The following is a 21658-nucleotide window of genomic DNA, read 5'->3' as shown; positions in this document are numbered from 1 at the left end:
GGCGCCATAGTGAGCGACCGGGTGGACGGTCGGTATCGTGTTGCTGCCGCGGCCCGGCGCGTGCAGACACGCGCCAGGCGGTCCCGGGCCGCGGTCGGGGGCTTCGGGGTGCGGCCGGCATGCTCGACGTCGTCGCCGTCGGCGGCTTCGGGGAACAGCGCGAAGGGCGGTCATGGCGTCGGGTGTTCGCCGCAGCGCGATACGGGCCGCGCTCGGCCCCTGGGAGGGGGCCGCGCTCGCGCCGTTGCTCGCGCGCGTGGTCGTGGGGGTCGTCACCGGCGGGTTCTTCTTCGGCGGATTCGTCGGGCTCGTCCGGTCCACGGACCTGTCCTCCACCGCCAAGGGCGTCGCGCTCGGGCTGCTGATCGCGCTGGTGGCGCTGCACATCCGCAACTGCCTGCGCCCGGCGGACGGCTCCCGGCCCGCGGGGTGGGCCTGGACGCTCGCCGCGCAGGCCCTGCTCACCTACGTGCCGATGATGTGGTTCCACGACACGTGGTACGGCAATTCGGGCTTCCTGGCCGGCGCGGCCCTGCTCTTGCTGCGGCCGGCGTGGGTGGCGTGGGCCGGCTTCCTCGCGGTGCTGGCCGCGCAGGTGCCGGTGGGGCTCGCGATCCGGCCAACCGTGGTCGAGGCGCTGTACCTGGTGGTGGGTCAGGCCGCGCTGGTGGGCCTGGCGGTGTACGCACTCGCCGGACTGACGGATCTGATCGCGGCGCTGTCGGCGACCCGCACGGCGCTCGCCGAGGCCGAGGTCGCGCGCGAACGGTTGCGCTTCGCGCGGACCCTGACCGCCGGTGTGGGGGCGAACCTGACCCGGATCGTCGGGCGCGGCGACACGCTCCTGGCCGGGCTGCGCGAGCGGCCGGACAACGCGCGCCGGGAGCTCGCCGACGCGTTGGAGGAGGCCCGCGGCGCGATGACCCAGGCACGGGCCTTCGCCCACGCGCACCGCGACGTCGAGGCGGCCCCGCCGCCCGCGATCGCGGCCGAGCCCACGCCGCGCGCGGTGTCGGTGCTGCGGGTGGTGATCCTGGTCCTGTTGATCGTGCCGCTGCCGGTGCGGGTGCTGGTGGTGAACGACTACTCGCCGGCCCGGCAGGCGCTGTTCGCGGTCCTGCTGCTCGCGTTCGTCGTGCTGTACGTGCACAACTGCACGCCGGCCGACGGCGGTCGCCCGCGCCGGTGGCGGTGGACGTTCGCGGCGCAGGTCGCGCTCGCGTACGTCCCGCTGGTGGTGTTCGACGAGCAGACCTGGTCGGTGGGGTTGTTCCTGGCCGGGCTCGCGCTGGTGCTGCTGCGCGGTCCCGTGCGCGTGCTCGCGGTGGCGGTGCTCGCCTGCCACGACATGTACCTCGGGACGTGGAGCACGACCGCCCTCGACCACGTCTACAACATCGTGTGGATCCTGGAACGGGCGGTCCTGGTGTACGGCTTGGTCAAGCTCGCCGACCTGGCGCGGGCGCTGCACGCGACGCGGAGCGAGTTGGCGGCCGTGCACGTCGCGCGCGAGCGGCTGCGGTTCGGGCAGGACCTGCACGACCTGCTCGGGTTCAGCCTGTCGGCGCTGGTGCTCAAGAGCCAACTCGCGCTGCGCTTCGCCGACCGCGATCCCGAGCTCGCGGGCGCGCAGCTCGCGGAGGGGCTGGCGATGGCCCGGCAGGCGCTGGCCGATGTGGACACCGTGGCCGGGGGATATCGGGGCATGTCCCTCGTGGTCGAGGCGCGGTCCGCCCGGGGGATCCTGACCGCGGCCGGGATGACGGTGGATGTCGCGGTCGACGTGGGCGAGTTGCCGGTGGGCACGGACACCGTGCTGGCCACCGTGCTGCGCGAGGGCGCCACCAACGTGCTGCGGCACAGCACCGCGAGCCGGTGTGCGATCACCGCGTCGGTCGAGCCGGACGGCGTGGTCGTGCTGACCCTGATCAACGACGGGGTACGACCGGTGGACCGGTCCGCGTCGACCGGGCCGGGCATGGGTCTGTGCTCGCTGATCGAGCGCCTGGAGGCGCTCGGCGGGAGCCTGACCGCGGGGGCGGACGGCGAGGCGTTCCGGCTGTCCGCTCGCGTTCCCGCGCCGGATCGGGGGTTCCGGAACGCGTGAACCGGTGCTTGGACGGGTGCGTGGGCGGGTGCGTGAACGTGCGTAAACGTGCGTGAACGGGTGTGAACGGGTGTGAACGCGTGCGTGAACCCGGTGGACGAACCGGCCCGCCGGCCCGAATCCGGAGGAATCCGGGTGCCGGCATCGAGAGTTGGCCTGCCCGTTGTCGTCCGCTAGTGGTGGGATGGGGTATCACTGCATTGGCGATCGCACGTTGCACGATCCGCGCTCGTCACACCGACGCACGTCGGGCTTCTACAGTCCTGTAGATTTACCCATCGGGCGGCCGTCGCGTGATCACCCGATCCGCCCGTACCCCGATATGCACGAGGGAAGGAAGCACTGCCATGGGAGTCAGCCTCGCCAAGGGCGGCAACGTATCCCTGTCCAAGGCCGCGCCCGGCCTCACCGCCGTCGCGGTGGGCCTGGGGTGGGATGCGCGCAGTACGACCGGTGCGGACTTCGACCTCGACGCGAGCGCGCTGCTGCTCGGCAACGACGGTCGGGTGCTCTCCGATTCGCACTTCGTCTTCTACAACAACCTGACCAGCCCCGACGGTTCGGTCCAGCACACCGGTGACAACCTCACCGGCGAGGGCGAGGGCGACGACGAGGTCGTCAACGTCGACCTCGCGTCGGTGCCGGCCGACGTCCAGCGGATCGTCTTCCCGGTGTCGATCCACGACGCCGTGGCCCGCGACCAGTCGTTCGGTCAGGTCCGCAACGCGTACATCCGGGTCGTCAACCGCGCGGACAACAACGAGCTCGCGCGCTACGACCTCACCGAGGACGCCTCGACCGAGACCGCGATGGTCTTCGGCGAGCTGTACCGCAACGGCAACGAGTGGAAGTTCCGCGCGGTCGGCCAGGGCTACGCCTCGGGTCTGGCCGGCATCGCGAAGGACTTCGGCGTCAACGTCTGAGTTCCGCACTCGCGGGCGACAAACGGATGAGCCGTGATCAGGGCCGCATCGTCCTCGGTGCGGCCCTGACGTCGGATCGGGAACGATTCGGCGGCGGCCGTGGTTGAGTCGTAACCAGGGCAACATGATCCACAGCGGACATCGCACCGATGGCCGCGAACCGAGGGAGCGCGTCATGGCCGGTCTCGACAAGTTGATCAAGAAGGCGACCGACTACGCCAAGAAGAACCCGGACAAGGTCAAGTCCGTGGTCGAGAAGGTGAAGGCGCAGGCGAACAAGCGCAAGGGTCACTGACCCGACGGCGCCGGGCGCGCGGCCGCCTCCCACTCGGGGAGCGGCCCGCCCAGCCACGCCCTGCCCTGCTGCCCGCGACGGCGACCGGCCGGACGAACGGACGGACGCCCGGACGAACGAACGGACCCGGCCGCCGTGGGCGATACACCTAGTCCTCGCGGAGCCGGTCGGCGAGCGCGTCGAAACCCGCCGCGAACGCGCTCGCGCCGGGCGCCGGGCCGGGACCGCGCAGTCGGCCGGCCAGCGCGGAGCCCAGGCCCGCCATCCGGGTCACCTCGTCGGCCATCGTCTCGATGTCCTCGGGCCACGGATAGTCGGGCTGCGCGATGTACAGCGCGACCAGACCGTGCAGCGCGGCGAGCATCTGGAGCCCGATCCGGGTCGCGTCGCCGACCAGGACCCCGGCGTCCAGACACGGCTGCACCGCCTCCCCGACGTAGTCCAGGCACGCGTCGGCGGCCTGCCACGTCGAGCCGCCGGTCGGACGCCGGCGCATCATCAACAAACGGTACTGAACCGGGTGTTCCAGCCCGAAGCGGATGAACGCGGCACCTCGCCGGCGCATCGACTGGTAGGGGTCTTCGATCCCGGCGCCCGCGTCGCGCATCCGCCGACCCAGGTCCTCCCACACCGCCAGGCACACCGCTTCGACGAGCGCCTCCTTGCTCGCGAAGTGCAGGTACACCGACGGCGTCGTGACGCCGGCGCGCGCGGCGACCGCGCGCAGCGTGAGCGCGGACTCCTCCCCCGCCGTGTCGAGCAGCGCGGTGGCGGCACGCAGGATCTCTTCGCGCAGGAGCGCCCCGTCACCGGGGCGGGCGCGCGAACGGGAGCGGGAGCGACTGGTGGGAGGCACGTCTCCAGTTGACAGCCACCGACTTGACGCTGTCAACTTGACAACGTCAACTCAGGTGAGGGGTTTGGAATGAGTACCACGTCGCAGGAAACGGGCCCGACCGGCCTGGAGCAGCTCCAGGCGCTCCGGGACCACGGGATGCCGACCGGCATCGGCCCGTTCATCGGCATGGAGCCGGAAGAGGTCGAGGACGGCCGGATCGTGTTCACCGCGTCCGCGCGGGCGGAGTTCGCCAACCCGATCGGCACCATGCACGGCGGCATCGCGGCGACGCTGCTCGACTCCGCGATGGCCTGCGCGGTACACACCACGCTGCCGCCCGCGACCGGGTACACGTCGCTGGACATCTCCGTGCGCTACCTGCGCCCGGGCCCGCTGGACGGCAGCAAGCTGCGCGCCGAGGGCCGGGTGATCCACCGCGGCCGCACGATCCGCACCGCGGAGGCCGAACTCACCGACCACAAGGGCCGGTTGCTCGCCACCGCGACCACGACCTGCCTGATCATGCCGCTGGGCTGAGCCCACCCCGGCGGCGGGATCCGGGACGATCCCGCCGCTCGCGGCTCACGCCTTCGAGCCCGCCGCCCCGATCCGCTCGACCCCCGCCGGCAGCCGCTCCGGGGTCAGGAACGCCCGCAGTTCGTCGCGGAAGGCGCGCGCCGCGTGGGTGAGCGCGGCGTCGCTGCGGTGGGCCAGCGCGATGGTGCGCGACAGACCCGGCGCGGCCAGCGGCGTCGCGGTCAGACCGGGCCGGCCGACCAGCACCATGCTCGGCACGATGGCCGGCCCCAGGCCCACCTCGACGAACCGCAGCACCGCGTCCATCTCGCCGCCCTCGACCGCGAACTCCGGCTCGAATCCCGCCTCGTGACAGGCCGTCAGGGTCGCTTCGCGCAGGTCGTAGCCGTCCCGGAACATCACCAGGCGCACCCCGCGCAGCGCCGAGATCGGCACCGAGGGCCCCGCCACCGGCGGCGTCCCGGCCAGCACCAACTCCTCGCGCAGCAGCGGCTCGGTGGTCAGCGCCGCGCCGACGCCCTGCGGCGGTACGACGATCAGCGCGAGGTCGAGATCACCGCGCAGCAGGGATCGCACCAGGTCGCGCGAGCCGTTCTCGTCCACCAGCAGCCGGATCCCGTCGTAGCGCGCGTTGAACCCGCGCAGCACCTCGGCCAGCAGGCTCGCCGACAGCGACGGCGTGGCCCCGATCCGGACCCGCCCCGAGCGCAGCCCGACCAACTCGGCGACCTCCAGATGCGCGACGTCCACGTCCGCCAGGATCCGCCGGGCGATCGGCAGCAACCGCTCCCCCGCGGGCGTCAGCGCGATGTTGCCGCGCACGCGCGTGAACAGCTCGGCGCCCATCTCGTGCTCCAGCGCCCGGATCTGCTTGGACAGCGACGGCTGCGCGACATGCGTGCGGGCCGCCGCGCGGGTGAAGTGCCGGGTCTCGGCGACCGCGACGAAGTAGACGAGTTGCTGAAGCTGCATGCTCCCAGCCTTGCATAGCCTGTGGCTATCGAAACAAGGCCGAACCGATCTTGGACGGCATGACCTTGGTCCGCCTACCGTCGAACGCATGGCGACCCTGACCCGTGCTCCCCACTCCACCGGGCGGCGCAGGCAGGGAGCGTCGCACCGCTCGACCGTCATGATGAAGATCGCGATGGCGGTCAGCGGTGCCGTGCTCCTTGCCTACCTGACCGCCCACATGCTGGGCAATCTCAAGATCTTCTTCGGCGAGTCGAGCTTCGACCACTACGCGCACTGGCTCCGTACGATCGGCGAGCCCCTGGTCCCGCACGAGGGAACCCTGTGGATCATCCGCGCGGCGCTGACCGTGAGCGTGGTCGTGCACATGGCGATGGCGATCCTGCTCACCCGTCGCGCGCGCCGCGCCCGCCCGGTCAAGTACGTGCACCGACCGCCCGTACAGGGCTCCTACGCCGCGCGCACGATGCGCTGGGGCGGCGTAATCATCGCGCTGTTCGTGGTCTACCACCTGCTCGACCTGACCGTCGGGGTGGCGAACCCCGTCGGCGCCTCGGGCAAGCCGTACACGAACGTCACCGCCGACTTCGAGCACTGGTACATCACCGCGATCTACACCGTCGCGGTGATCTCGGTCGGCTTCCACCTGCGCCACGGCGTGTGGAGCATGACCCGCACGCTCGGCCGGCAACGCCCGGGGGCCGAGCGGCTGATGGGCCGGATCGCGACCGGCTACGCCGTGCTGATGACGGTCGGATTCCTGTCCGTGCCGTTCGCCGTGACCGTCGGAATCGTGGGGTGAACGTGATGGACGAGAACACCGAGCACACCGAGGACATCAAGAACCCCGAGCACTCCGAGCACACCGAACCCGCGAAGCACACGGAGAACACCGGGCCCGCGCCCTACGCCGACGACGCCCTGTACACCATTGGCGAGGAGATCGCCGACCGCGCGGCCCCCGAGGGCGACCTCGCCGACCGCTGGGAGCAGCGCCGGCTGAGCGCACGGCTGGTCAACCCCGCCAACCGGCGCCGGCTGCCGGTGATCGTGGTCGGTACCGGGCTCGCGGGCGCGTCCGCCGCCGCGACCCTGGCCGAACTCGGCCACCCCGTCACCTCGTTCTGCTACCAGGACTCGGCCCGCCGCGCGCACAGCATCGCCGCGCAGGGCGGGATCAACGCGGCCAAGAACTACCGTGGCGACGGCGACAGCGTGGCCCGGCTGTTCAAGGACACCGTCAAGGGCGGCGACTTCCGCGCCCGCGAGTCCAACGTGCACCGGCTGGCCGAGGTCAGCACGCAGATCATCGACCAGTGCGTCGCGCAGGGGGTCCCGTTCGCCCGCGACTACGGCGGCCTGCTCGACACCCGCTCGTTCGGCGGCGCGCAGGTGTCGCGGACGTTCTACGCGCGCGGCCAGACCGGCCAGCAGCTCCTGCTCGGCGCCTACCAGGCGATGTCGCGCCAGGTCGCGGCCGGCAACGTGACGGTCCACACGCGCACCGAGATGCTCGACCTGGTGGTCGTGGACGGTCGCGCGCGCGGGGTCGTGGTGCGGGACCTGACCACCGGCGAGGTCTCGACCCACCTCGCCGAGGCGGTCGTGCTCGCGACCGGCGGCTACGGCAACGCCTACTTCCTGTCCACGAACGCGATGGGCTGCAACGCCGGCGCGATCTGGCGCGCGCACCGACACGGCGCGCTGTTCGCCAACCCGTGCTTCACCCAGATCCACCCGACCTGCATCCCGGTCTCCGGCGAGCACCAGTCCAAGCTCACCCTGATGAGCGAGTCGCTGCGCAACGACGGCCGGGTGTGGGTGCCCGCCACCGGCGGCGACACCCGCGCGCCCGGGAGTATCCCGGCGGCCGAGCGCGACTACTTCCTGGAGCGCATGTACCCGGCGTTCGGCAACCTCGTCCCACGCGACATCGCCTCGCGCGCGGCCAAGCGGGTGTGCGACGAGGGGCGCGGCGTGGGGCCGGGCGGGCTCGGCGTGTACCTCGACTTCGCGGACGCGATCGAGCGGCTCGGCGCGCCGGCGGTGGAGGAGAAGTACGGGAACCTGTTCTCGATGTACGAGCGGATCACCGGCGAGGACCCGTACACCGTGCCGATGCGGATCTATCCGGCCGTGCACTACACGATGGGCGGCCTGTGGGTCGACTACGACCTCCAGTCCACGATCCCGGGCCTGTTCGTGATCGGCGAGGCGAACTTCTCCGACCACGGCGCGAACCGGCTCGGCGCGTCGGCGCTCATGCAGGGCCTGGCCGACGGCTACTTCGTGCTGCCGACCACTCTCACCCACTACCTCGCGGCGGGCCCGTTCGCTCCGGTGGACGCCGACGATCCGGATCTGGTGGCGACCGAGCAGGGCGTCCAGGACCGGGTCAAGCGGCTGCTCGCGATCGACGGGGACCTGTCCGCCGACCACTTCCACCGCGAGCTGGGCCTGCTGATGTGGGAGAAGTGCGGGATGGAGCGGACCGCGGCGGGTCTGCGCGAGGCGCTGGTGGCGATCCCGAGGCTGCGCGAACAGTTCTGGTCGCGGCTGCGCGTACCGGGCACCGGAGCCGGCCTCAACCAGTCGCTGGAGAAGGCCGGCCGGGTCGCCGACTTCCTCGAACTCGCCGAGCTGATGTGCCTGGACGCGCTGCACCGCGAGGAGTCGTGCGGCGGCCACTTCCGCGCGGAACACCAAAGCCCGGGCGGCGAGGCGGCCCGCGACGACGACGCCTTCGCCTACGTCGCCGCGTGGGAGTACACCGGCGACCGCCCCGTCCTGCACCGCGAGCAGCTCACCTTCGACAACGTCGCCCTGGCCACAAGGAACTACGCGTGAACCTCACCCTGCGCATCTGGCGCCAGAACGGTCCGGCCGATCGGGGCGGCATGGTCACCTACGACGTGCCGGACGCGTCGCCCGACATGTCCTTCCTGGAACTGCTCGACGTGCTCAACGAGCGGCTCACCGAGACCGGCGACGAGCCGGTGGCGTTCGACCACGACTGCCGCGAGGGGATCTGCGGCGCGTGCAGCCTGGTCATCGACGGCGTCCCGCACGGGCCGCAGAAGGCCACCACGACCTGCCAGCTGCACCTGCGGCACTTCCGGGACGGGCAGACCATCGACGTCGAGCCGTGGCGCGCGGCGGCCTTCCCGGTGGTCAAGGACCTCGTGGTGGACCGCTCCGCGCTCGACCGGGTCATCGAGGCCGGCGGCTACGTCACCGCGCCCACCGGCTCGGCCCCCGAGGCGCACGCGACGCCGATCGCCAAGGCGGACGCGGACGCCGCGTTCGAGGCCGCGACCTGCATCGGGTGCGGTGCGTGTGTGGCGGCGTGTCCGAATGGTTCGGCGATGCTCTTCACCGCCGCGAAGGCCACCCATCTGGGCCTGTTGCCGCAGGGCGCGGTCGAACAGGACAGCCGGGTCGAGGCGATGATCCACGCGCACGACGAGGCGGACTTCGGCGGCTGCACCAATACGGGCGAGTGCACGGCGGTGTGCCCGAAGGGCATTCCGTTGGGCGTGATCGGGCGCTTCAACGGCGACATGCTCGGGGCCGCATGGCGGGGGCGCTGACCGGCCCGGCCTGCGGCCGGTGGCCGGCGGCCTCAAACGCCGGCCGGGCTCATTGTCCTCAAACGCCGGACGGGCTTGGTTGTCCTCAAGCGCCGGACGGGCTGATTCTCAAGCTCGGCCTTCGGCCGGTGGCCTCAAACGCCGGCCGGGCTGGATTCAGCCCGTCCGGCGCTTGAGGACAACAGCCCGGCCAGGCAAAACCCAGCCCGTCCGGCGCTTGAGGACAACCAGCCCGGCCGGCGTTTGAGGCCGTGGGGGGCTATGGGGATGTGATCGGGGCGTTGGCGCGGCCCTGCAAGGGGTAGTTCTGGGCGGCCTCCAGGTGGCGGATGGATTCGCGGTAGACCTCGGTTTCGTCGCCGGCCTCGATCAGGTCGATCAGGTGCGCGTGCTCGCGAAGCGCCGCGCGGCGGGCCCGCGTACCCGTGTCGGCCAGCGCCTCCTGGGCCCACTCCCGCTCCTGCTGGGCCCACAGCACCTCGACCGCGCCGAGCAGGATCTTCATCGTCTCGTTGCCGCACAGCAGCACGAGGGCCTCGTGGAAGTCGCGGCCGGCCCGAATGTAGGCCGGCCCGTCCTCGACCGCGCCCTCCATCCGCGCATGCACCTCGCGCAGCCACGGGACCACCTCCGTGGCCCGATCCGCGCGCGCCGCGCACAACGCCGCGCAGACCGGTTCGAGCCGGCGCAGCGCCTGCGCGAGGTCGTCCAGCCGGACCTGGCGCGCGTGCATGACCATGCCGAACATGTGCGCCGCGTCGGCCGGTTGCGGGACGTGCACGACCGCGCCGCCGGTGTTGCCGCGCTTGACCGTGATCAGGCCCTCGGTCTCCAGGATCCGGAAGGCCTGGCGCAGCGTCGTGCGGCCGACCCCGAACTCGGCGATCAGGTCGTCCTGTTTGGGCAGCATGTCGCCGTCCCGCAACGGGCCGTCCAGGATCCGGCGGCGCAGCCGGCGCGCCAGTTCGTCCGCGATGCCGGCGTTGCGCAGGGACCGCTCGTCGCCGGTCCGGACCGGCTGCGCCGCCGGGTTCACGCCGGAACCGCCGCGGCGAGTTCGGCCACCTCGGCGACCTGGGCGGGGGTCAGGTCCACGATCGCGGCCGCGTTCGCGGCGGCCTGCTCGGGGCGGGTCGCGCCGACCAGGACCGAGGCCACCTCGGGCTGCGCGGCGAGCCACGACAGGGCGAGTTCGAGCAGGGTCAGGCCCTGGCCCTCGGCATAGGCCGTGAGCCGCTCGACGATCACGAAGTTGTCGTCGGTGGCGCCCTGCGCGAAGAACGGGAGGGCCGCGAACCGGCTGTCCGCGGGGAACTCCTCGCCGCGCCGGTACTTGCCGCTGAGCAGCCCGGAGGCGAGCGGGAAGTACGGGATCACGCCGACGCCGAAGTGTCGGGCCGCGGGGACCATGTCCCGCTCGACGGTGCGCTTCAGCAGGCTCCACTCGATCTGGGCGCCGACGAATCGGGTCCGACCCGCGACGTGCGCGGCGTCCGCGAGCTGCCACGCGGCCAGGTTGGAGGTGCCCGCGTACAGCACCTTGCCGGCCTGTACCAGGTCGTCCAGCGCGGTCAGCGTCTCCTCGATCGGGGTGTCCGGGTCGGCGTAGTGCTGGTAGTAGAGATCGATGCGGTCGGTGCCCAGCCGCTTGAGGCTCGCGTCGCAGCTGCGCACTATGTGTCGGCGCGAGGCTCCCCGGCCGTAGGGGCCGTCCGCGACGCGGGCACCGAACTTGGTGGCCACCACGACCTCGTCCCGCCGGGCGCCCAGTGCCTTGCCGAGCAGGACCTCGGACCGTCCGCCGCCGTACATGTCGGCGGTGTCGAAGTGGGTCACGCCCGCGTCCAGGGCCGCGCCGACCACCTTGTCGGCGCCGTCCTGGTCGATCCGCATCCCGAAGTTGTTGCAGCCCAGGCCGATCGCGGAGACCTTCAGACCCGACCTGCCCACAGTGGTGTAACGCACGCTCAGCTCCCGTCGTCTTGTTCGCCCATCATAGCCATGATAGCTATGACACATCGTCAGCTGACGCATCGTCAGCCGTGCCGCGGGCACGACATCACCACGAGGGTAGGCAGCAATGCGCAAGATCCCGTACGCCGGCAGCGTGCACGACCAGACCGAGATCGACGCGATGCTGGCGGTGCTGAACGGACCGCCCGCGGCGATGGGCATCGGCCGCAACGTCGCGGCGATGGAGACGCGCGTGGCCGAGCTGTTCGGCAAGCGCACCGGCCTGATGTGCAACTCGGGCTCCTCCGCCCTCTACCTCGCGATCGAACTCCTGCGGCTGTCCCCCGGCGACGAGATCATCACGTCGACGCTGACCTTCTCGACCGACATCGCGCCGATGGTCAAGTCCGGCATCGTGCCGGTGCTCGTCGACGTCGAGCCCGACACCTACCAGATCGACACGGCCCGGATCGAGGCCCTGATCGGCCCGCGCACCAAAGCGATCCTGACCCCCAACCTCGCGGGCAACGCCCCCGACTGGGACGCGATCCGGGCGATCGCGGATCGGCACGGCCTCAAGGTGATCGAGGACTCGTGCGACGCGCTGGGCGCGACCCTGCGCGGGACCCCGACGGGCACCCGCGCGGACATCTCGGTGACCAGTTTCGCGATGTCGCACATCATCACCTGCGCGGGCAACGGCGGCATGGTGCTGACCGACGACGAGGACCTGCGCGACCGCGGCCTGATGCTGCGGCGCTGGGGGCGGCGCAGCGAACTACAGCTGTTCGGCTCGAAGAAGGGCAACCGGGACTTCTTCGAGGAGATCGACGGGGTGCTGTACGACAACCTCTTCATCTTCGACGAGGTCGGCTGGAACTTCGAGCCCTCCGAGCTCGGCGCGGCCTTCGGACTGGCTCAACTCGCGAAGCTGCCACGGTTCCTGGCGACCCGTCAGGAGCACTTCGCGGCGCATCACGCGTACTTCGACGCACGCCCCGAGTTCACCGCGCCGCGGCAGACCGAGGGCCTGGTGACGGGGTGGCTGAACTTCCCGATCCTGCTGAACGAGGGCCTGCCGTTCTCCCGCGGCGAGATGCAGGCCTGGCTGGAGGAGCGCGGGGTCTCCACGCGCACCGTGTGGTCGGGCAACATCCTGCGCCAGCCCGGCTTCAAGGACATCGCGCACCGCGCCGACCCGGCGGGCTACCCGAACGCCGACCGGGTGATGGAGAACGCGTTGATCGTGCCGATGAACCACCGGATGACCGCCGAGGACGTCGCCTACATCCACGAACAGGTCGACGCGTTCCTCGCGAGCCGGTGAGCGCGACGGATCGACCGGACCGAACGGCCGCACCACCCCGCGGCGGTGGCCCCCCGAGGGTGATCACGCACGCCGAGCTGGTCTACCGGCCCGGCGAACGCGCGCTCGCCCGGCGGGTCCTGGAGCTGCTGGGGTGCCGGGTCTCGGATCGCGGCGGGGCGTTCTTCAGCGCGTTCGTCGATCCCGGTGTGAGCGACTACCGCACGAACGTGCTGTACGCGTCCGAGGTGACGCCCGAACAGTGGGCGTTCGAGGGGACGTTGGGGCCCGGCCCGGAGCGCGCGGCGTGGCGGGAGCGGCTCGGCCGACACCCGCAGACCTCGTGCCATTTCGGCATCCGGGTCCCCGAACTGGCGGATCTGGAGGCCGCGTTGGCGGCGATCGGCGGCGCGGGCGCGGGCGACCCCGAGTTGGCCGGCCGGATCGAGGTCCTGGCGGTGTACCGGCCGGGTGACCCGGACGCGGCCACCGACACGATGGTGCAGGCTTTCGTGCGCACCGACGTGCTCGCGTGCGGCCTGCTCACGCTGGGCCAGGTCGTCGAACTCCAGTGGCACACCCCCTGAGCGGGCCGACGCCGGGGCGGGGCGCCTCGCGCCCGTCCCCGGCGCGTCGTGTCGACCGTCGTCGTTCGCCGGGGTTCAGTCCTCCTGGCGGACGGCCTCGCCCTCGATCTCGATCCTGATCCTCTTGGAGACCAGCACGCCGCCGCTCTCCAGCGCCTGATTCCAGGTCATCCCGAAGTCCTCGCGGTCGATCTCGGTGGTCGCGGTGAACGCGAGCACCTCCTGACCCCACGGACTGGTCGCCAGGCCGTCCAGCTCGACCCGGAGCTCGACCTCGCGCGCAATGCCCTTGATGGTCAGCTCACCGAGCAGAGTGAACTCGTTGCCCTCGCGGCCGGTCAGACGCACCGTGCGGAACGTCATCTCCGGGTACTTCTCCACCTCCAGGAAGTCCGCGCTCGCGAGGTGCGCGTCGCGGTCCTTCTGGCCGGTCGTCATGCTCGCGATCGAGATGGTCGCCTCGACCTCGGAGTCCATCGGGTCCTCGGCGACGGTGATCACGCCGCCGAAGTCGGTGAACTGCCCACGCACCTTGGCGACCATGAGGTGCCTGGCCACGAAGCCGACACGGGTGTGGTTCGGGTCGAGCGCGTAGGTGCCCGCCGTCGGGATCGTGAGCCCTTCCCAGTTGCGGCGAGTGGTGGTGCTCATGTCGGGTCTCCTTGCGAGAATGTACTTGTGCTGCGGATATCGACCTCAGCAATATATTTCGTCGATACATTCCGCTTATCAACTACTTGCTATGATGAGCGCATGCGTACTCCCCCAGACACCGCATCATCCCCCGCCCCTGCGAGTACCACCCCCTTCGACGATCCACGAATCACCGCCATGGGCCTGCTCGTCGAGGTCTACACCGGACTGATGGACCGACTGAGCCCCCAGCTCGGCGAGCACGGTCTCTCGACGGTGGACTTCAACGTGTTGGTCCGGCTCTCCCGTTCGATCGAACAGCGTCTGCGGATGAGCGACCTCGCGGCACAGACGTCGCTGTCCACGTCGGGTGTGACCCGCGTCGTGGACCGCCTGGAGAAGGAAGGACTGGTCGTCCGGGAGAACTGCCCCACCGATCGCCGCGCGCTGTTCGCGGTCCTGACCCGCGACGGAGCGGACCGGATAGGCGGAGTCCTGCCCGGCCATGTCGAACTGCTGCAGACCTGGCTGATCGACCCACTGACGGAGGGGCAACTCTCCGGCCTGCTCGACGGGTTGCGCACCGTGCGCGACACCGCCAATCCCGGCGCGCGTGCCGGGATCACCTCGTAGGCGCCGCACCATGACACAGCGGCGCCACATGTAGCGCACACCCGTGACCGCGGGGGTCACGGGACGCGCGAAGACGAGTCCCTGAAAACGCGAACAGGAAAATACCGGGAAAACGGCAGGGCCCCATCCGCACCCGCGGATGGGGCCCTGCCGTCCGTTCCGCCACGCGGCCGAGTCAGACGTCGCCGCGCAGCTCCTTCGCCGCCTCGGAGAGGTCCTTGGCGGTGTCGATCGCACGCCAGTAGGCCCCCTGCGGGATCGGGAAGCCGGCCAGCCGCTGCTCGCGCGCGAGCCGCGGGAACGTCGTGCGCTCGTGGTCGCCGACGTCCGGCAGCAGCGCGGTGAACTCGGGCGAGAACACGTACACCCCGGCGTTGATCAGGTAGGGCGAGGGCGGCGCCTCGATGAAGTCCAGGACGTGGCCGTACTTGTCGGTCTCCACCACACCCCACGGGATCCGCGGGCGGGCCAGCGCCAGCGTCGCGAGCGCGGTGCGCTCGTGGTGGAAGGCGGCCATCTCGGTGAGCGAGAACCGGGTCCAGATGTCGCCGTTGGTGGCGTACCACGGCTCGTCCGGGCGAGGCAGCGCGGCGGCGGCGAACTTCAGACCGCCGCCGCGGCCGAGCGGTTCGGTCTCCACCACCGTCTCGACGTGCACGGGCAGGTCGGCGGTCTTGAGCCAATCCTGCAATACCTCGGCCAGGTGCCCGCACGAGACCACGACGTCGCGCACGCCCTCGGCGGCCAGCCAGCGCAGCTGATGTCCGATGATCGGGGTGCCCGTGCCGGGGATCTCCACCATCGGCTTGGGCCGGTCGTCGGTATAGGGGCGCAACCGTGAACCCTGTCCCCCGGCGAGAATCACGGCCTGCGTCACCGCGCGAGCCCCCGGGTGGGTGGTTGAGTGTGGTGCGGAATTCATGCGCGCATTATCGCGCCCTCACATCCCCCTTCGAGATCCAAGGGAGGTACCGCTCGTTCCGGGAGCCCATCGGCCCTAGGTTCTTCACATGAACGACTGCACTCCGAACACCGGGGGGACCAACAAAGTGCGCACGAGGAATGTCCGCGCAACCGTCGCGATACTGCTCACGCTCACTGTCGGCACGACGGTCGCCGGCTGCGGCACCGAGGGCGAATCGCCTCTGGACACCGTTCGCGCGTTGGAGACCGACAAGCCGACGCCCACGACGTCGAACGGCACCGGTCGGCCGACGGCGACGACGAGCAAGCCGCCGCGGCGCACGACCACGCCGACCACCGACGGCCCCACCTCGTCCGGCAGCGCCACGCCGAGCACGAGCGGCTCGGCGACCGGTACGGCCGCGCCCGCGACCGGCGTGACCGCCCCCTACATCAACGATCCCTGCCGGCTGCTCACGGTCGCCGAGGTGGCCTCGCTGACCGGGCTCGCGGTGGTGCGCGCCGAGGTGGACCCGAAGCTGAAGAGTTCGAGCAGCTCGTTCTGCGACTACCGCGACTCCCGCGGGCTGTCGATGATGACGGTGATGATGACCACGAACGAAAAGTCGTACTACAAGGCCGACGAGTCCGCGAAGGGCACGATCGACGAGGGCGACAACCCCGTCGCGGTCCCCGGGGTCGGCGACGCGGCGTTCACCTACCACGACTCCGACTCCAACGGCATCGTGTGGGCGAAGGACATGCCCGGCGACAGGTTCCTCAACGCGGACCTCTACGTCGACCGCAGCGACAAGGACCTGCAACCCGACGTCATGGCCGCCATCGCCCGGACGATGATCGGCAAGTTGTGACCGCGCGCGTCGGGCCCGCCGCCACCCTCGCGGGTGTGGTGGGCCTGGCGTGCCTGCTCGGCGGGTGCGACGCGGGCGACGCACCGCCCAAGCACCCGGCCGCCACGGTGCCCGCGCCCGGTGGCGACGCCGCGGGCGCGCCGCCGCGACCGACCGCCCCCGCCGCCTCCACCGCGGTGCCGGCGTCCAGTTGCGACCTGTTGTCGCCAACCCGGGTCCAGGAGGTGCTCGCGGTCGGCCCCGTGCGCACCCGGCCGGCCGACTCCGGGCGCACCTGCGAGTACGTCGACCCGGACCAGCGGCGGCTGTTGACCGTCACCGTCGGGGACTTCCCGCAGGCGATGGTCGGCGGGCCGATCGACGCCGCCCGCACCACCGCGACCGGCACCGGCCCCCGTGAATCGGTGCCCGGGGTGGCCGACGCCGCTGTGATCTACCGGGACCCCGTGCGCGGCGACGGCTTCGCGTTCGCGCGCGCCCACGGCGAGATGGTCACATCGGTGGACATCAACGCACCGGCGATCAGCCGCGATCGGCTGATCGCCCTCGGCCGCACCGCGGCGGCGGCACCGGGCGCACCCGGCTGAGCAGCCCGGTTGGGACGCCCTCGTGCCCGGGACGTCACAGCCGGCGCGTAGGGTCCGGGGTCAGAGCGGCTCGCGCCGCGGCCAGGAGGAGGGCTCACCCATGACGGATCGGGACCCGCACGCCGTCGTGCTGCTCACGAACCGCACCAGCTCACGCATCAGCACGAGCGGCGGCCCCGCCCTGCCCCTTCGCGACGCGCTGCGGGTGTACACCGAACACGTCGACATCGGCGTCGCGGCCCGCTACGCCACCGTCGTGACCGACCTCGCGGACGCCGACGTGGCCCTGCTGCGCCTACCCGAGACGCACGGCGGCGCCGAGTTGGACCGGATCGTGGACATCGCCGCGTCGGTGCCCACCGTCGCCGTGATCGACCTCTACCGACCCGCGGCCGTCGCCGACCTGGTCGGCTATTGCGCGGCCGTGCTCGGCACCCGGGGCGCGGACGACGAGGGCGTGCTCGACGTCGTGTTCGGCCGCTACGCGCCGGCCGGCCGCCTGGTGAACGATCTGCCGGCGGACGCGGAACCGCTCTTCGAAACCGGACACGGATTGTCCTACTGACCTTTCGGTGTCGATAAATTGACGGTTCGTCAGCGAGTTTTCCGGGTGATGTTCAACACGTCGACGGCGCCGCGGGCGTCGCCGACGGTCGCGAAGTCCACCGCGATGAAGTTCACCGGCGAGCCGCGCTCGCGTTCGCATCTGCGCGCGCGATCGAGCAGGAACGGCCGCGAGTTGACCCGCCCGGCGTCGATCCGACTGCCGCCGGTGGAGGTGATGAAGTTGTTGAGCAGGAACAGCCGCTTGTCGACGCCGCCGCGGTTGGGCTCGCAGGTCATCTCGGCCGGACTGGCGTACGCGTAGGGCGTCTCCATCGCGTACGCGTAGAAGTTGCGGTACCACGGCGCGGGGCCGTCGGCGCGCTCGGCGAAGACCACGAGTCGGCGGTTCTTCTCGATCATCGTGCCGAGCGTGGGCCACGGCTCGCGCGGGTCGGCGGCCGGCGTGTGGAGCAGGCGCTCCAGGCCCGCCTCGCGAAACGCCCACTCGGTCTGCTGCGCGGTGATCGCGTCCTGCACGACGAGCGTCACGACCTCCTGGGGGTTGCGCTCCATCCACTCGCCCACCGCGCGCAGCGTCTCCACCATCGGCAGCGCGCCCGCGCGGCACACCGAGTGGCAGAACCACAGCCCCGGGCGGGCGGGGGCGACGTCGTTGACGACGCCGGCGACGATCTTGCGCGACTCCGGATCCAGGTCGGAGGTCGCGAGCCGGCCCGCGACCTCCTCCGGGGCCTCCCAGGTGTACGAGTCCAGGAGCAGCGCGCGCACGCCCGCGTCCAGCTGGGTGACGATGTCGGCGTCCTGGAGCGGGCTGACGAAGCGGGCCGCGGTCGAGGACATCGAGTTGTGCGTGGCCAGGTAGGCGACCTGGTCGTAGCGCCGCGCGCACAGCTCGGTCATGCCGTTGCAGCGCTTGGCGTCGGCGCCGGACCCGGAGGTGGGCACCGGGACGAAGATGGTCAGCGCGATCGCGCCGGCCGCGATCAGCGCGGCGCCGGTGGCGACCACGTGCCGGGTGGTCCGCTTGACCGGCGCGGCCCGCCGGTGCTTGTGCTTGTCCCACAGCGCGACCGCACCGAAGGTCGCCCCGCCGACCACGAGCGGGACGGCCGCCGCGGCGAGCCACACCCCCACGATGTCCCGGGCCGCGGCCTCCTGGACATCGCCGACCAGGCGGGTGACCGAGGGCGCCCAGCCGTCCCGGTTCTCCGGGACCACGTGCGGCAGCAGCGCCCACGCGAGCAGGCAGCCCAGGCCGGCCAGCAGCCCGCCGCCCGCGAGCGCGAGGGCGGGCAGCCGCAGCCGGGCGGCGCCGCGCACCGGCGCGGTCCGCCACAGCACCACCAGGCCCAGCAGCGCGGTCACGCTCGCGGCCGCGAGCAGTCGGCCCAGCCCGAACACCGTCATCGCGCGCAGCTGTTCGAGCTGGCCCAGCTTCAGCTCGGCCTGCTTGGTCCGATCCGCGCGCAGATCCAGCGTCAGGTCCCACGTACCGCCGCCGGAGAGGCCGGTCAGGCCGCTCTGCGCCTGGCGGACCTTCTCGCCGAAGATCACCGGGACGATCGCGACGAGCACCGCGCCGAGGTCGTCCGCGCGCAGCGCGGCGACCACCGGTTCGCGGATCGGTTCGCGCGACTCGGCCGGGAGCCGCTCCAGGATCAGGGCGGCCACTTCGGGGGCCGCCGCCGGGTCCAGGTTCAGGGCCGGCAGCGCGTCGGGCGAGCGCCCCTGCGCGAGCGCGTCGAGCGCCTTGGAGACGCCGTCCACCAGTGCCGGCGCGTTGTCCTCGGTCACCCGCGGCACATTGCCGGTGAGGTCGCCGACGAAGACGTCGGCGACCTTGCCGAGGTTGTTGATCACCGGCTTGAGGTCGACGGTCAGCCGCAGCTCGCGCTCCTCGCCGCGCAGGTAGTCGACGGTGTGGCCGACCTGCACCCGCACCATCCCGCGCAGCGTGGACGGCGGCAGCACCAGGCGCAGGTTGGCGGTCACCTGATTGGCCGGTATCGGCAGCCGGCCCAGCAGGTCGTTGGTGACGCCCGCGAGCCGCGGATCCACCAGCACCTCGTCGTACAACCGGTCGTAGGCGTGCTCGCGCTCGAGCACGCCGTCGTACCAGTCGGCGGAGAGCACGGTGGCCCGCGCGACACCGAGGCCGGTGATCACCGTGACACACAGGACCACCAGCGCGGTCAGCAGCGCCCGCAGCACGCGGCGCCAGCGCTGCCACGCGTCGCGGACCTTGAGTCGGCGGGACACCTTGCCCACCACAATCGGCCCGGTCATCTGAGCAGGATAGGAAACCATCACCAACCCGAAGCAACCGCATGATCGGGACGATCCCGACCAGGTACGGGCCCTTGCCTGCCCGGGAGGACCGTTCTTACGCCCTATTGGGGCGGAGCGTCCAGGTGACGGTCATCTCGGCGGTCGTGGTGCCCGCTTCGTCGCGAATGCCGATCGCGACTACGAACTCCGGGCGCTTGCCCGCGTCCAGCTCGGCGATCACCTCGGCGGCGGGGCGCTCCAGACGGGCCTCGGCCAGGACCGGGCCGCGCGCGATCTTGAGGTAGCGGATCGTGGCGTCGACCGCGAGCGGCGTGGCGCGGTGCAGCTGGTCGCCGAACGCCGCGATCACGATCGCGCCGGACGCGGACTCGGCGAGGGTGAACATCGCGCCCGCGTGCGGACCGGCGATGTGGTTGTGGTGCGCGGGCTCGTCCGGCAGGCGCAGCACGGCGCGGTCGGCGGCGAGTTCCACGAACTCCAGGCCGAGCGTGCGCACGAAGGGGACCGAGGTGCGCAGGCCCTCGGCGACAGCGTCGAAGTCGGTCGTCGATTCAGTCATGGGCGCGATGCTACCCGCAGGTAACTTCGTCGGGGACAACGGCTCGCGAGCATTTCCTTCACCACGCGAATCTGTTTGACTGAGTCATATGAAATACGTGCGCATCGAACGCCCCGAACCCCGCGTCGCGATCGTCCGGCTCGATCGGCCGGACCGGATCAACGCACTGTCGCCGACGCTGGTGACCGACCTCAAGACCGCCTTCGCCACCTTGGACCGCGAGCGCGACCTGCGCGCGATCGTGCTCACCGGCGAGGGGCGCGGCTTCTGCTCGGGCGCCGACCTGTCCGGCGACGCGGACTTCGCGCCCGACGCCGAGGGTCGCGGCCCGGTGGGCCTGGTGTACCGCTCACAGGAGCACCTCGCCGAGCTGATCCTGGCCATCCACGAGTGCGAGAAGCCGGTGATCGCCGCGGTGCACGGCGCGGCCGTCGGCGGCGGGCTGGCCCTGGCGCTGGCGTGCGATCTGCGGGTCGCGGACGAGAGCGCGCGGTTCGGCTCGGTGTTCATCAAGGTCGGCCTGTCCTCCGCCGACGTCGGGACCAGCTACCTGCTGCCGCGCCTGGTCGGCCCGACCCGCGCGGCCGAACTGATGCTGACCGGGCGGCACTTCACCGCGGCCGACGCCGACGCCTACGGCCTGCTCAACGCCCGCACCCCGGCGGGCGGGCACGTGCCCGCGGCGCTCGACCTCGCGCGCGCGATCGCGGCCAACAGCGAGTACGGCGTGTGGATGACCAAGAAGGGCCTGTGGTCCGGGATCGGCGCGACCTCGCTGCGGCAGCAGTTGGAGCTGGAGAACCGCACCCAGGTGCTCGGCACCTTCACCGGCAACATGACCGAGGCCGCCGCCGCGTTTCGCGAGCACCGCGCACCGACCTGGAGCGACATGTGAGGCGGTCGGCCACCGCCCGCGTCACCGTCGCGGTCACGGCCACGGCCGGTGGTCCCCGTCACCGCCCGCCGCACCGTCGGCCCGCGGCACCGGCCAGCGGAACCGCCGCCCGGCGACGGCCGCGTGCTCGCCCGGGTTCGCCGCCAGCCGCACCTCCTCGAGGGCGTTCCCGTACGCGTCGCGGATCGCGGACCGGATCAGGTAGCCGGCCATCGCCAACTCGTCCAGGTAACCGGCGATCGACTCCGGGGTCTCCCCCGGGCGGGTCCCGAGCGCGGCCGGATCGGGTCGGGCCCCGTCGGGCAACAGCAGCAGGTACACCGCGAGGCCCCGCGCCGGCACGCTCAACCGGGCGTCCTTCAGGAGCGCGTCGTGGGGCCCGAGCCCCCACCCGCCGTCCTCGCCCCAGATCCGCCTCATCCACCCAGTCTCGAACAGGGTCGAGCCGGTCGGGGCAAACCGCACAACCCGTACACAAACGAGTGACCAATCGTTTGCCCGGCCGCCCACAGTGCGGACACGGCCACGCTGGGGCACAGCCCAGCCGGTAGTTTGCCGACCGGGTGCCTCGAACCACGCGGCCCCCGCAGGCGCAGAAGTTCGAAGAACTGT

Annotated in this window: 22 protein-coding genes; 13 read left to right on the top strand and 9 right to left on the bottom strand. The window is 71.6% G+C overall.

Annotated elements, in window-relative coordinates; translation table 11 throughout:
* Window positions 1–172 precede the first annotated feature (172 nt).
* Together OG928_RS31340 and OG928_RS31335 are read left to right on the top strand one after the other, a co-directional pair.
* Window positions 173–2107: a histidine kinase gene (locus OG928_RS31340; RefSeq protein ID WP_406290035.1), complete on the top strand. Its 1935-nt coding sequence runs from the start codon at window positions 173–175 to the stop codon at window positions 2105–2107.
* A gap of 347 nt (window positions 2108–2454) precedes the next feature.
* Window positions 2455–3030, top strand: a complete 576-nt coding sequence (locus OG928_RS31335; RefSeq protein ID WP_406290034.1) for a TerD family protein — start codon at window positions 2455–2457, stop codon at window positions 3028–3030.
* Window positions 3031–3473: 443 nt separating this feature from the next.
* Here OG928_RS31335 and OG928_RS31330 read toward each other — a convergent pair whose 3' ends face one another.
* Window positions 3474–4181 carry a TetR/AcrR family transcriptional regulator gene (locus OG928_RS31330; protein WP_406290031.1) on the bottom strand — a complete coding sequence of 236 codons (708 nt, stop codon included), beginning with the start codon at window positions 4179–4181 and terminating at the stop codon, window positions 3474–3476.
* A gap of 69 nt (window positions 4182–4250) precedes the next feature.
* Between OG928_RS31330 and OG928_RS31325 the strand changes: the two genes are divergently transcribed.
* Window positions 4251–4700: a PaaI family thioesterase gene (locus OG928_RS31325; protein WP_406290029.1), complete on the top strand. Its 450-nt coding sequence runs from the start codon at window positions 4251–4253 to the stop codon at window positions 4698–4700.
* A gap of 45 nt (window positions 4701–4745) precedes the next feature.
* Here OG928_RS31325 and OG928_RS31320 read toward each other — a convergent pair whose 3' ends face one another.
* Complete coding sequence (locus OG928_RS31320; protein WP_406290026.1) at window positions 4746–5672, bottom strand: LysR family transcriptional regulator; 927 nt, start codon at window positions 5670–5672, stop codon at window positions 4746–4748.
* Between the two features lie 88 nt (window positions 5673–5760).
* Here OG928_RS31320 and OG928_RS31315 point away from each other — a divergent pair, with 88 nt between their 5' ends.
* Genes OG928_RS31315 through OG928_RS31305 form a run of 3 tightly spaced genes read left to right on the top strand, consistent with a single transcriptional unit; the run spans window position 5761 to window position 9262 of the window.
* Window positions 5761–6474 (top strand): succinate dehydrogenase cytochrome b subunit, encoded by a 714-nt coding sequence (locus OG928_RS31315; protein ID WP_406290024.1) that lies wholly within the window; start codon window positions 5761–5763, stop codon window positions 6472–6474.
* Window positions 6475–6479: 5 nt separating this feature from the next.
* Window positions 6480–8519, top strand: coding sequence for a fumarate reductase/succinate dehydrogenase flavoprotein subunit (locus tag OG928_RS31310; protein ID WP_406290021.1), 2040 nt, complete (start codon window positions 6480–6482; stop codon window positions 8517–8519).
* Entirely contained in the window at window positions 8516–9262 is a 747-nt protein-coding gene (locus OG928_RS31305; protein ID WP_406290019.1) for a succinate dehydrogenase/fumarate reductase iron-sulfur subunit, read from the top strand. The genes OG928_RS31310 and OG928_RS31305 overlap by 4 nt, the downstream gene beginning before the upstream one ends.
* A gap of 259 nt (window positions 9263–9521) precedes the next feature.
* Here OG928_RS31305 and OG928_RS31300 read toward each other — a convergent pair whose 3' ends face one another.
* Window positions 9522–10298 (bottom strand): FadR/GntR family transcriptional regulator, encoded by a 777-nt coding sequence (locus tag OG928_RS31300; RefSeq protein WP_406290017.1) that lies wholly within the window; start codon window positions 10296–10298, stop codon window positions 9522–9524.
* Window positions 10295–11227, bottom strand: coding sequence for an aldo/keto reductase (locus tag OG928_RS31295; RefSeq protein ID WP_406290015.1), 933 nt, complete (start codon window positions 11225–11227; stop codon window positions 10295–10297). Before OG928_RS31295 ends, OG928_RS31300 begins: the two co-directional genes overlap by 4 nt.
* A gap of 115 nt (window positions 11228–11342) precedes the next feature.
* Here OG928_RS31295 and OG928_RS31290 point away from each other — a divergent pair, with 115 nt between their 5' ends.
* Window positions 11343–12542: a DegT/DnrJ/EryC1/StrS family aminotransferase gene (locus OG928_RS31290; RefSeq protein ID WP_406290013.1), complete on the top strand. Its 1200-nt coding sequence runs from the start codon at window positions 11343–11345 to the stop codon at window positions 12540–12542.
* A gap of 59 nt (window positions 12543–12601) precedes the next feature.
* Entirely contained in the window at window positions 12602–13108 is a 507-nt protein-coding gene (locus OG928_RS31285) for a hypothetical protein (RefSeq protein ID WP_406290011.1), read from the top strand.
* A gap of 75 nt (window positions 13109–13183) precedes the next feature.
* Here OG928_RS31285 and OG928_RS31280 read toward each other — a convergent pair whose 3' ends face one another.
* Complete coding sequence (locus OG928_RS31280; protein ID WP_406290009.1) at window positions 13184–13759, bottom strand: YceI family protein; 576 nt, start codon at window positions 13757–13759, stop codon at window positions 13184–13186.
* Between the two features lie 102 nt (window positions 13760–13861).
* On the opposite strand from OG928_RS31280, the gene OG928_RS31275 reads away from it, so the two are divergent.
* Window positions 13862–14374, top strand: a complete 513-nt coding sequence (locus OG928_RS31275; protein WP_406290007.1) for a MarR family winged helix-turn-helix transcriptional regulator — start codon at window positions 13862–13864, stop codon at window positions 14372–14374.
* A 175-nt stretch (window positions 14375–14549) separates the two neighbouring features.
* Here the strand turns inward: OG928_RS31275 and OG928_RS31270 are convergent, their stop codons facing one another.
* Window positions 14550–15296: an NDP-sugar synthase gene (locus tag OG928_RS31270; RefSeq protein ID WP_406290005.1), complete on the bottom strand. Its 747-nt coding sequence runs from the start codon at window positions 15294–15296 to the stop codon at window positions 14550–14552.
* A 127-nt stretch (window positions 15297–15423) separates the two neighbouring features.
* On the opposite strand from OG928_RS31270, the gene OG928_RS31265 reads away from it, so the two are divergent.
* From OG928_RS31265 to OG928_RS31255, 3 genes are all read left to right on the top strand, one after another.
* The gene (locus OG928_RS31265) at window positions 15424–16149 is read left to right on the top strand and encodes a DUF3558 family protein (RefSeq protein ID WP_406290003.1); all 726 of its coding nucleotides are present in this window, start codon (window positions 15424–15426) and stop codon (window positions 16147–16149) included.
* Complete coding sequence (locus tag OG928_RS31260) at window positions 16146–16736, top strand: DUF3558 family protein (RefSeq protein WP_406290001.1); 591 nt, start codon at window positions 16146–16148, stop codon at window positions 16734–16736. Before OG928_RS31265 ends, OG928_RS31260 begins: the two co-directional genes overlap by 4 nt.
* 100 nt (window positions 16737–16836) lie before the next feature.
* Window positions 16837–17301, top strand: coding sequence for a hypothetical protein (locus tag OG928_RS31255; RefSeq protein ID WP_406289999.1), 465 nt, complete (start codon window positions 16837–16839; stop codon window positions 17299–17301).
* Between the two features lie 29 nt (window positions 17302–17330).
* Here the strand turns inward: OG928_RS31255 and OG928_RS31250 are convergent, their stop codons facing one another.
* Window positions 17331–19589, bottom strand: coding sequence for a hypothetical protein (locus OG928_RS31250; RefSeq protein WP_406289997.1), 2259 nt, complete (start codon window positions 19587–19589; stop codon window positions 17331–17333).
* A gap of 97 nt (window positions 19590–19686) precedes the next feature.
* Window positions 19687–20151: a DUF4442 domain-containing protein gene (locus tag OG928_RS31245; RefSeq protein WP_406289995.1), complete on the bottom strand. Its 465-nt coding sequence runs from the start codon at window positions 20149–20151 to the stop codon at window positions 19687–19689.
* Between the two features lie 88 nt (window positions 20152–20239).
* On the opposite strand from OG928_RS31245, the gene OG928_RS31240 reads away from it, so the two are divergent.
* Complete coding sequence (locus OG928_RS31240) at window positions 20240–21046, top strand: enoyl-CoA hydratase/isomerase family protein (protein WP_406289992.1); 807 nt, start codon at window positions 20240–20242, stop codon at window positions 21044–21046.
* A 33-nt stretch (window positions 21047–21079) separates the two neighbouring features.
* Here OG928_RS31240 and OG928_RS31235 read toward each other — a convergent pair whose 3' ends face one another.
* Window positions 21080–21466 carry a hypothetical protein gene (locus OG928_RS31235; protein WP_406289990.1) on the bottom strand — a complete coding sequence of 129 codons (387 nt, stop codon included), beginning with the start codon at window positions 21464–21466 and terminating at the stop codon, window positions 21080–21082.
* Between the last annotated feature and the right edge of the window lie 192 nt (window positions 21467–21658).

This window comes from Embleya sp. NBC_00896 (assembly GCF_045207785.1).
Taxonomy (GTDB): domain Bacteria; phylum Actinomycetota; class Actinomycetes; order Streptomycetales; family Streptomycetaceae; genus Embleya.
This window is presented reverse-complemented; position numbering and strand designations above follow the sequence as displayed.

Excerpts from the sequence above, each read along its gene's own strand:
- OG928_RS31315 (WP_406290024.1), top strand. The coding sequence starts at position 5,761 with ATGGCGACCCTGACCCGTGCTCCCCACTCCACCGGGCGGCGCAGGCAG.
- OG928_RS31255 (WP_406289999.1), top strand. The coding sequence starts at position 16,837 with ATGACGGATCGGGACCCGCACGCCGTCGTGCTGCTCACGAACCGCACC.
- OG928_RS31280 (WP_406290009.1), bottom strand. The coding sequence starts at position 13,759 with ATGAGCACCACCACTCGCCGCAACTGGGAAGGGCTCACGATCCCGACG.
- OG928_RS31290 (WP_406290013.1), top strand. The coding sequence starts at position 11,343 with ATGCGCAAGATCCCGTACGCCGGCAGCGTGCACGACCAGACCGAGATC.
- OG928_RS31270 (WP_406290005.1), bottom strand. The coding sequence starts at position 15,296 with ATGAATTCCGCACCACACTCAACCACCCACCCGGGGGCTCGCGCGGTG.
- OG928_RS31310 (WP_406290021.1), top strand. The coding sequence starts at position 6,480 with ATGGACGAGAACACCGAGCACACCGAGGACATCAAGAACCCCGAGCAC.
- OG928_RS31235 (WP_406289990.1), bottom strand. The coding sequence starts at position 21,466 with ATGAGGCGGATCTGGGGCGAGGACGGCGGGTGGGGGCTCGGGCCCCAC.
- OG928_RS31250 (WP_406289997.1), bottom strand. The coding sequence starts at position 19,589 with ATGACCGGGCCGATTGTGGTGGGCAAGGTGTCCCGCCGACTCAAGGTC.
- OG928_RS31340 (WP_406290035.1), top strand. The coding sequence starts at position 173 with ATGGCGTCGGGTGTTCGCCGCAGCGCGATACGGGCCGCGCTCGGCCCC.
- OG928_RS31325 (WP_406290029.1), top strand. The coding sequence starts at position 4,251 with ATGAGTACCACGTCGCAGGAAACGGGCCCGACCGGCCTGGAGCAGCTC.
- OG928_RS31240 (WP_406289992.1), top strand. The coding sequence starts at position 20,240 with ATGAAATACGTGCGCATCGAACGCCCCGAACCCCGCGTCGCGATCGTC.
- OG928_RS31275 (WP_406290007.1), top strand. The coding sequence starts at position 13,862 with ATGCGTACTCCCCCAGACACCGCATCATCCCCCGCCCCTGCGAGTACC.
- OG928_RS31320 (WP_406290026.1), bottom strand. The coding sequence starts at position 5,672 with ATGCAGCTTCAGCAACTCGTCTACTTCGTCGCGGTCGCCGAGACCCGG.
- OG928_RS31335 (WP_406290034.1), top strand. The coding sequence starts at position 2,455 with ATGGGAGTCAGCCTCGCCAAGGGCGGCAACGTATCCCTGTCCAAGGCC.
- OG928_RS31245 (WP_406289995.1), bottom strand. The coding sequence starts at position 20,151 with ATGACTGAATCGACGACCGACTTCGACGCTGTCGCCGAGGGCCTGCGC.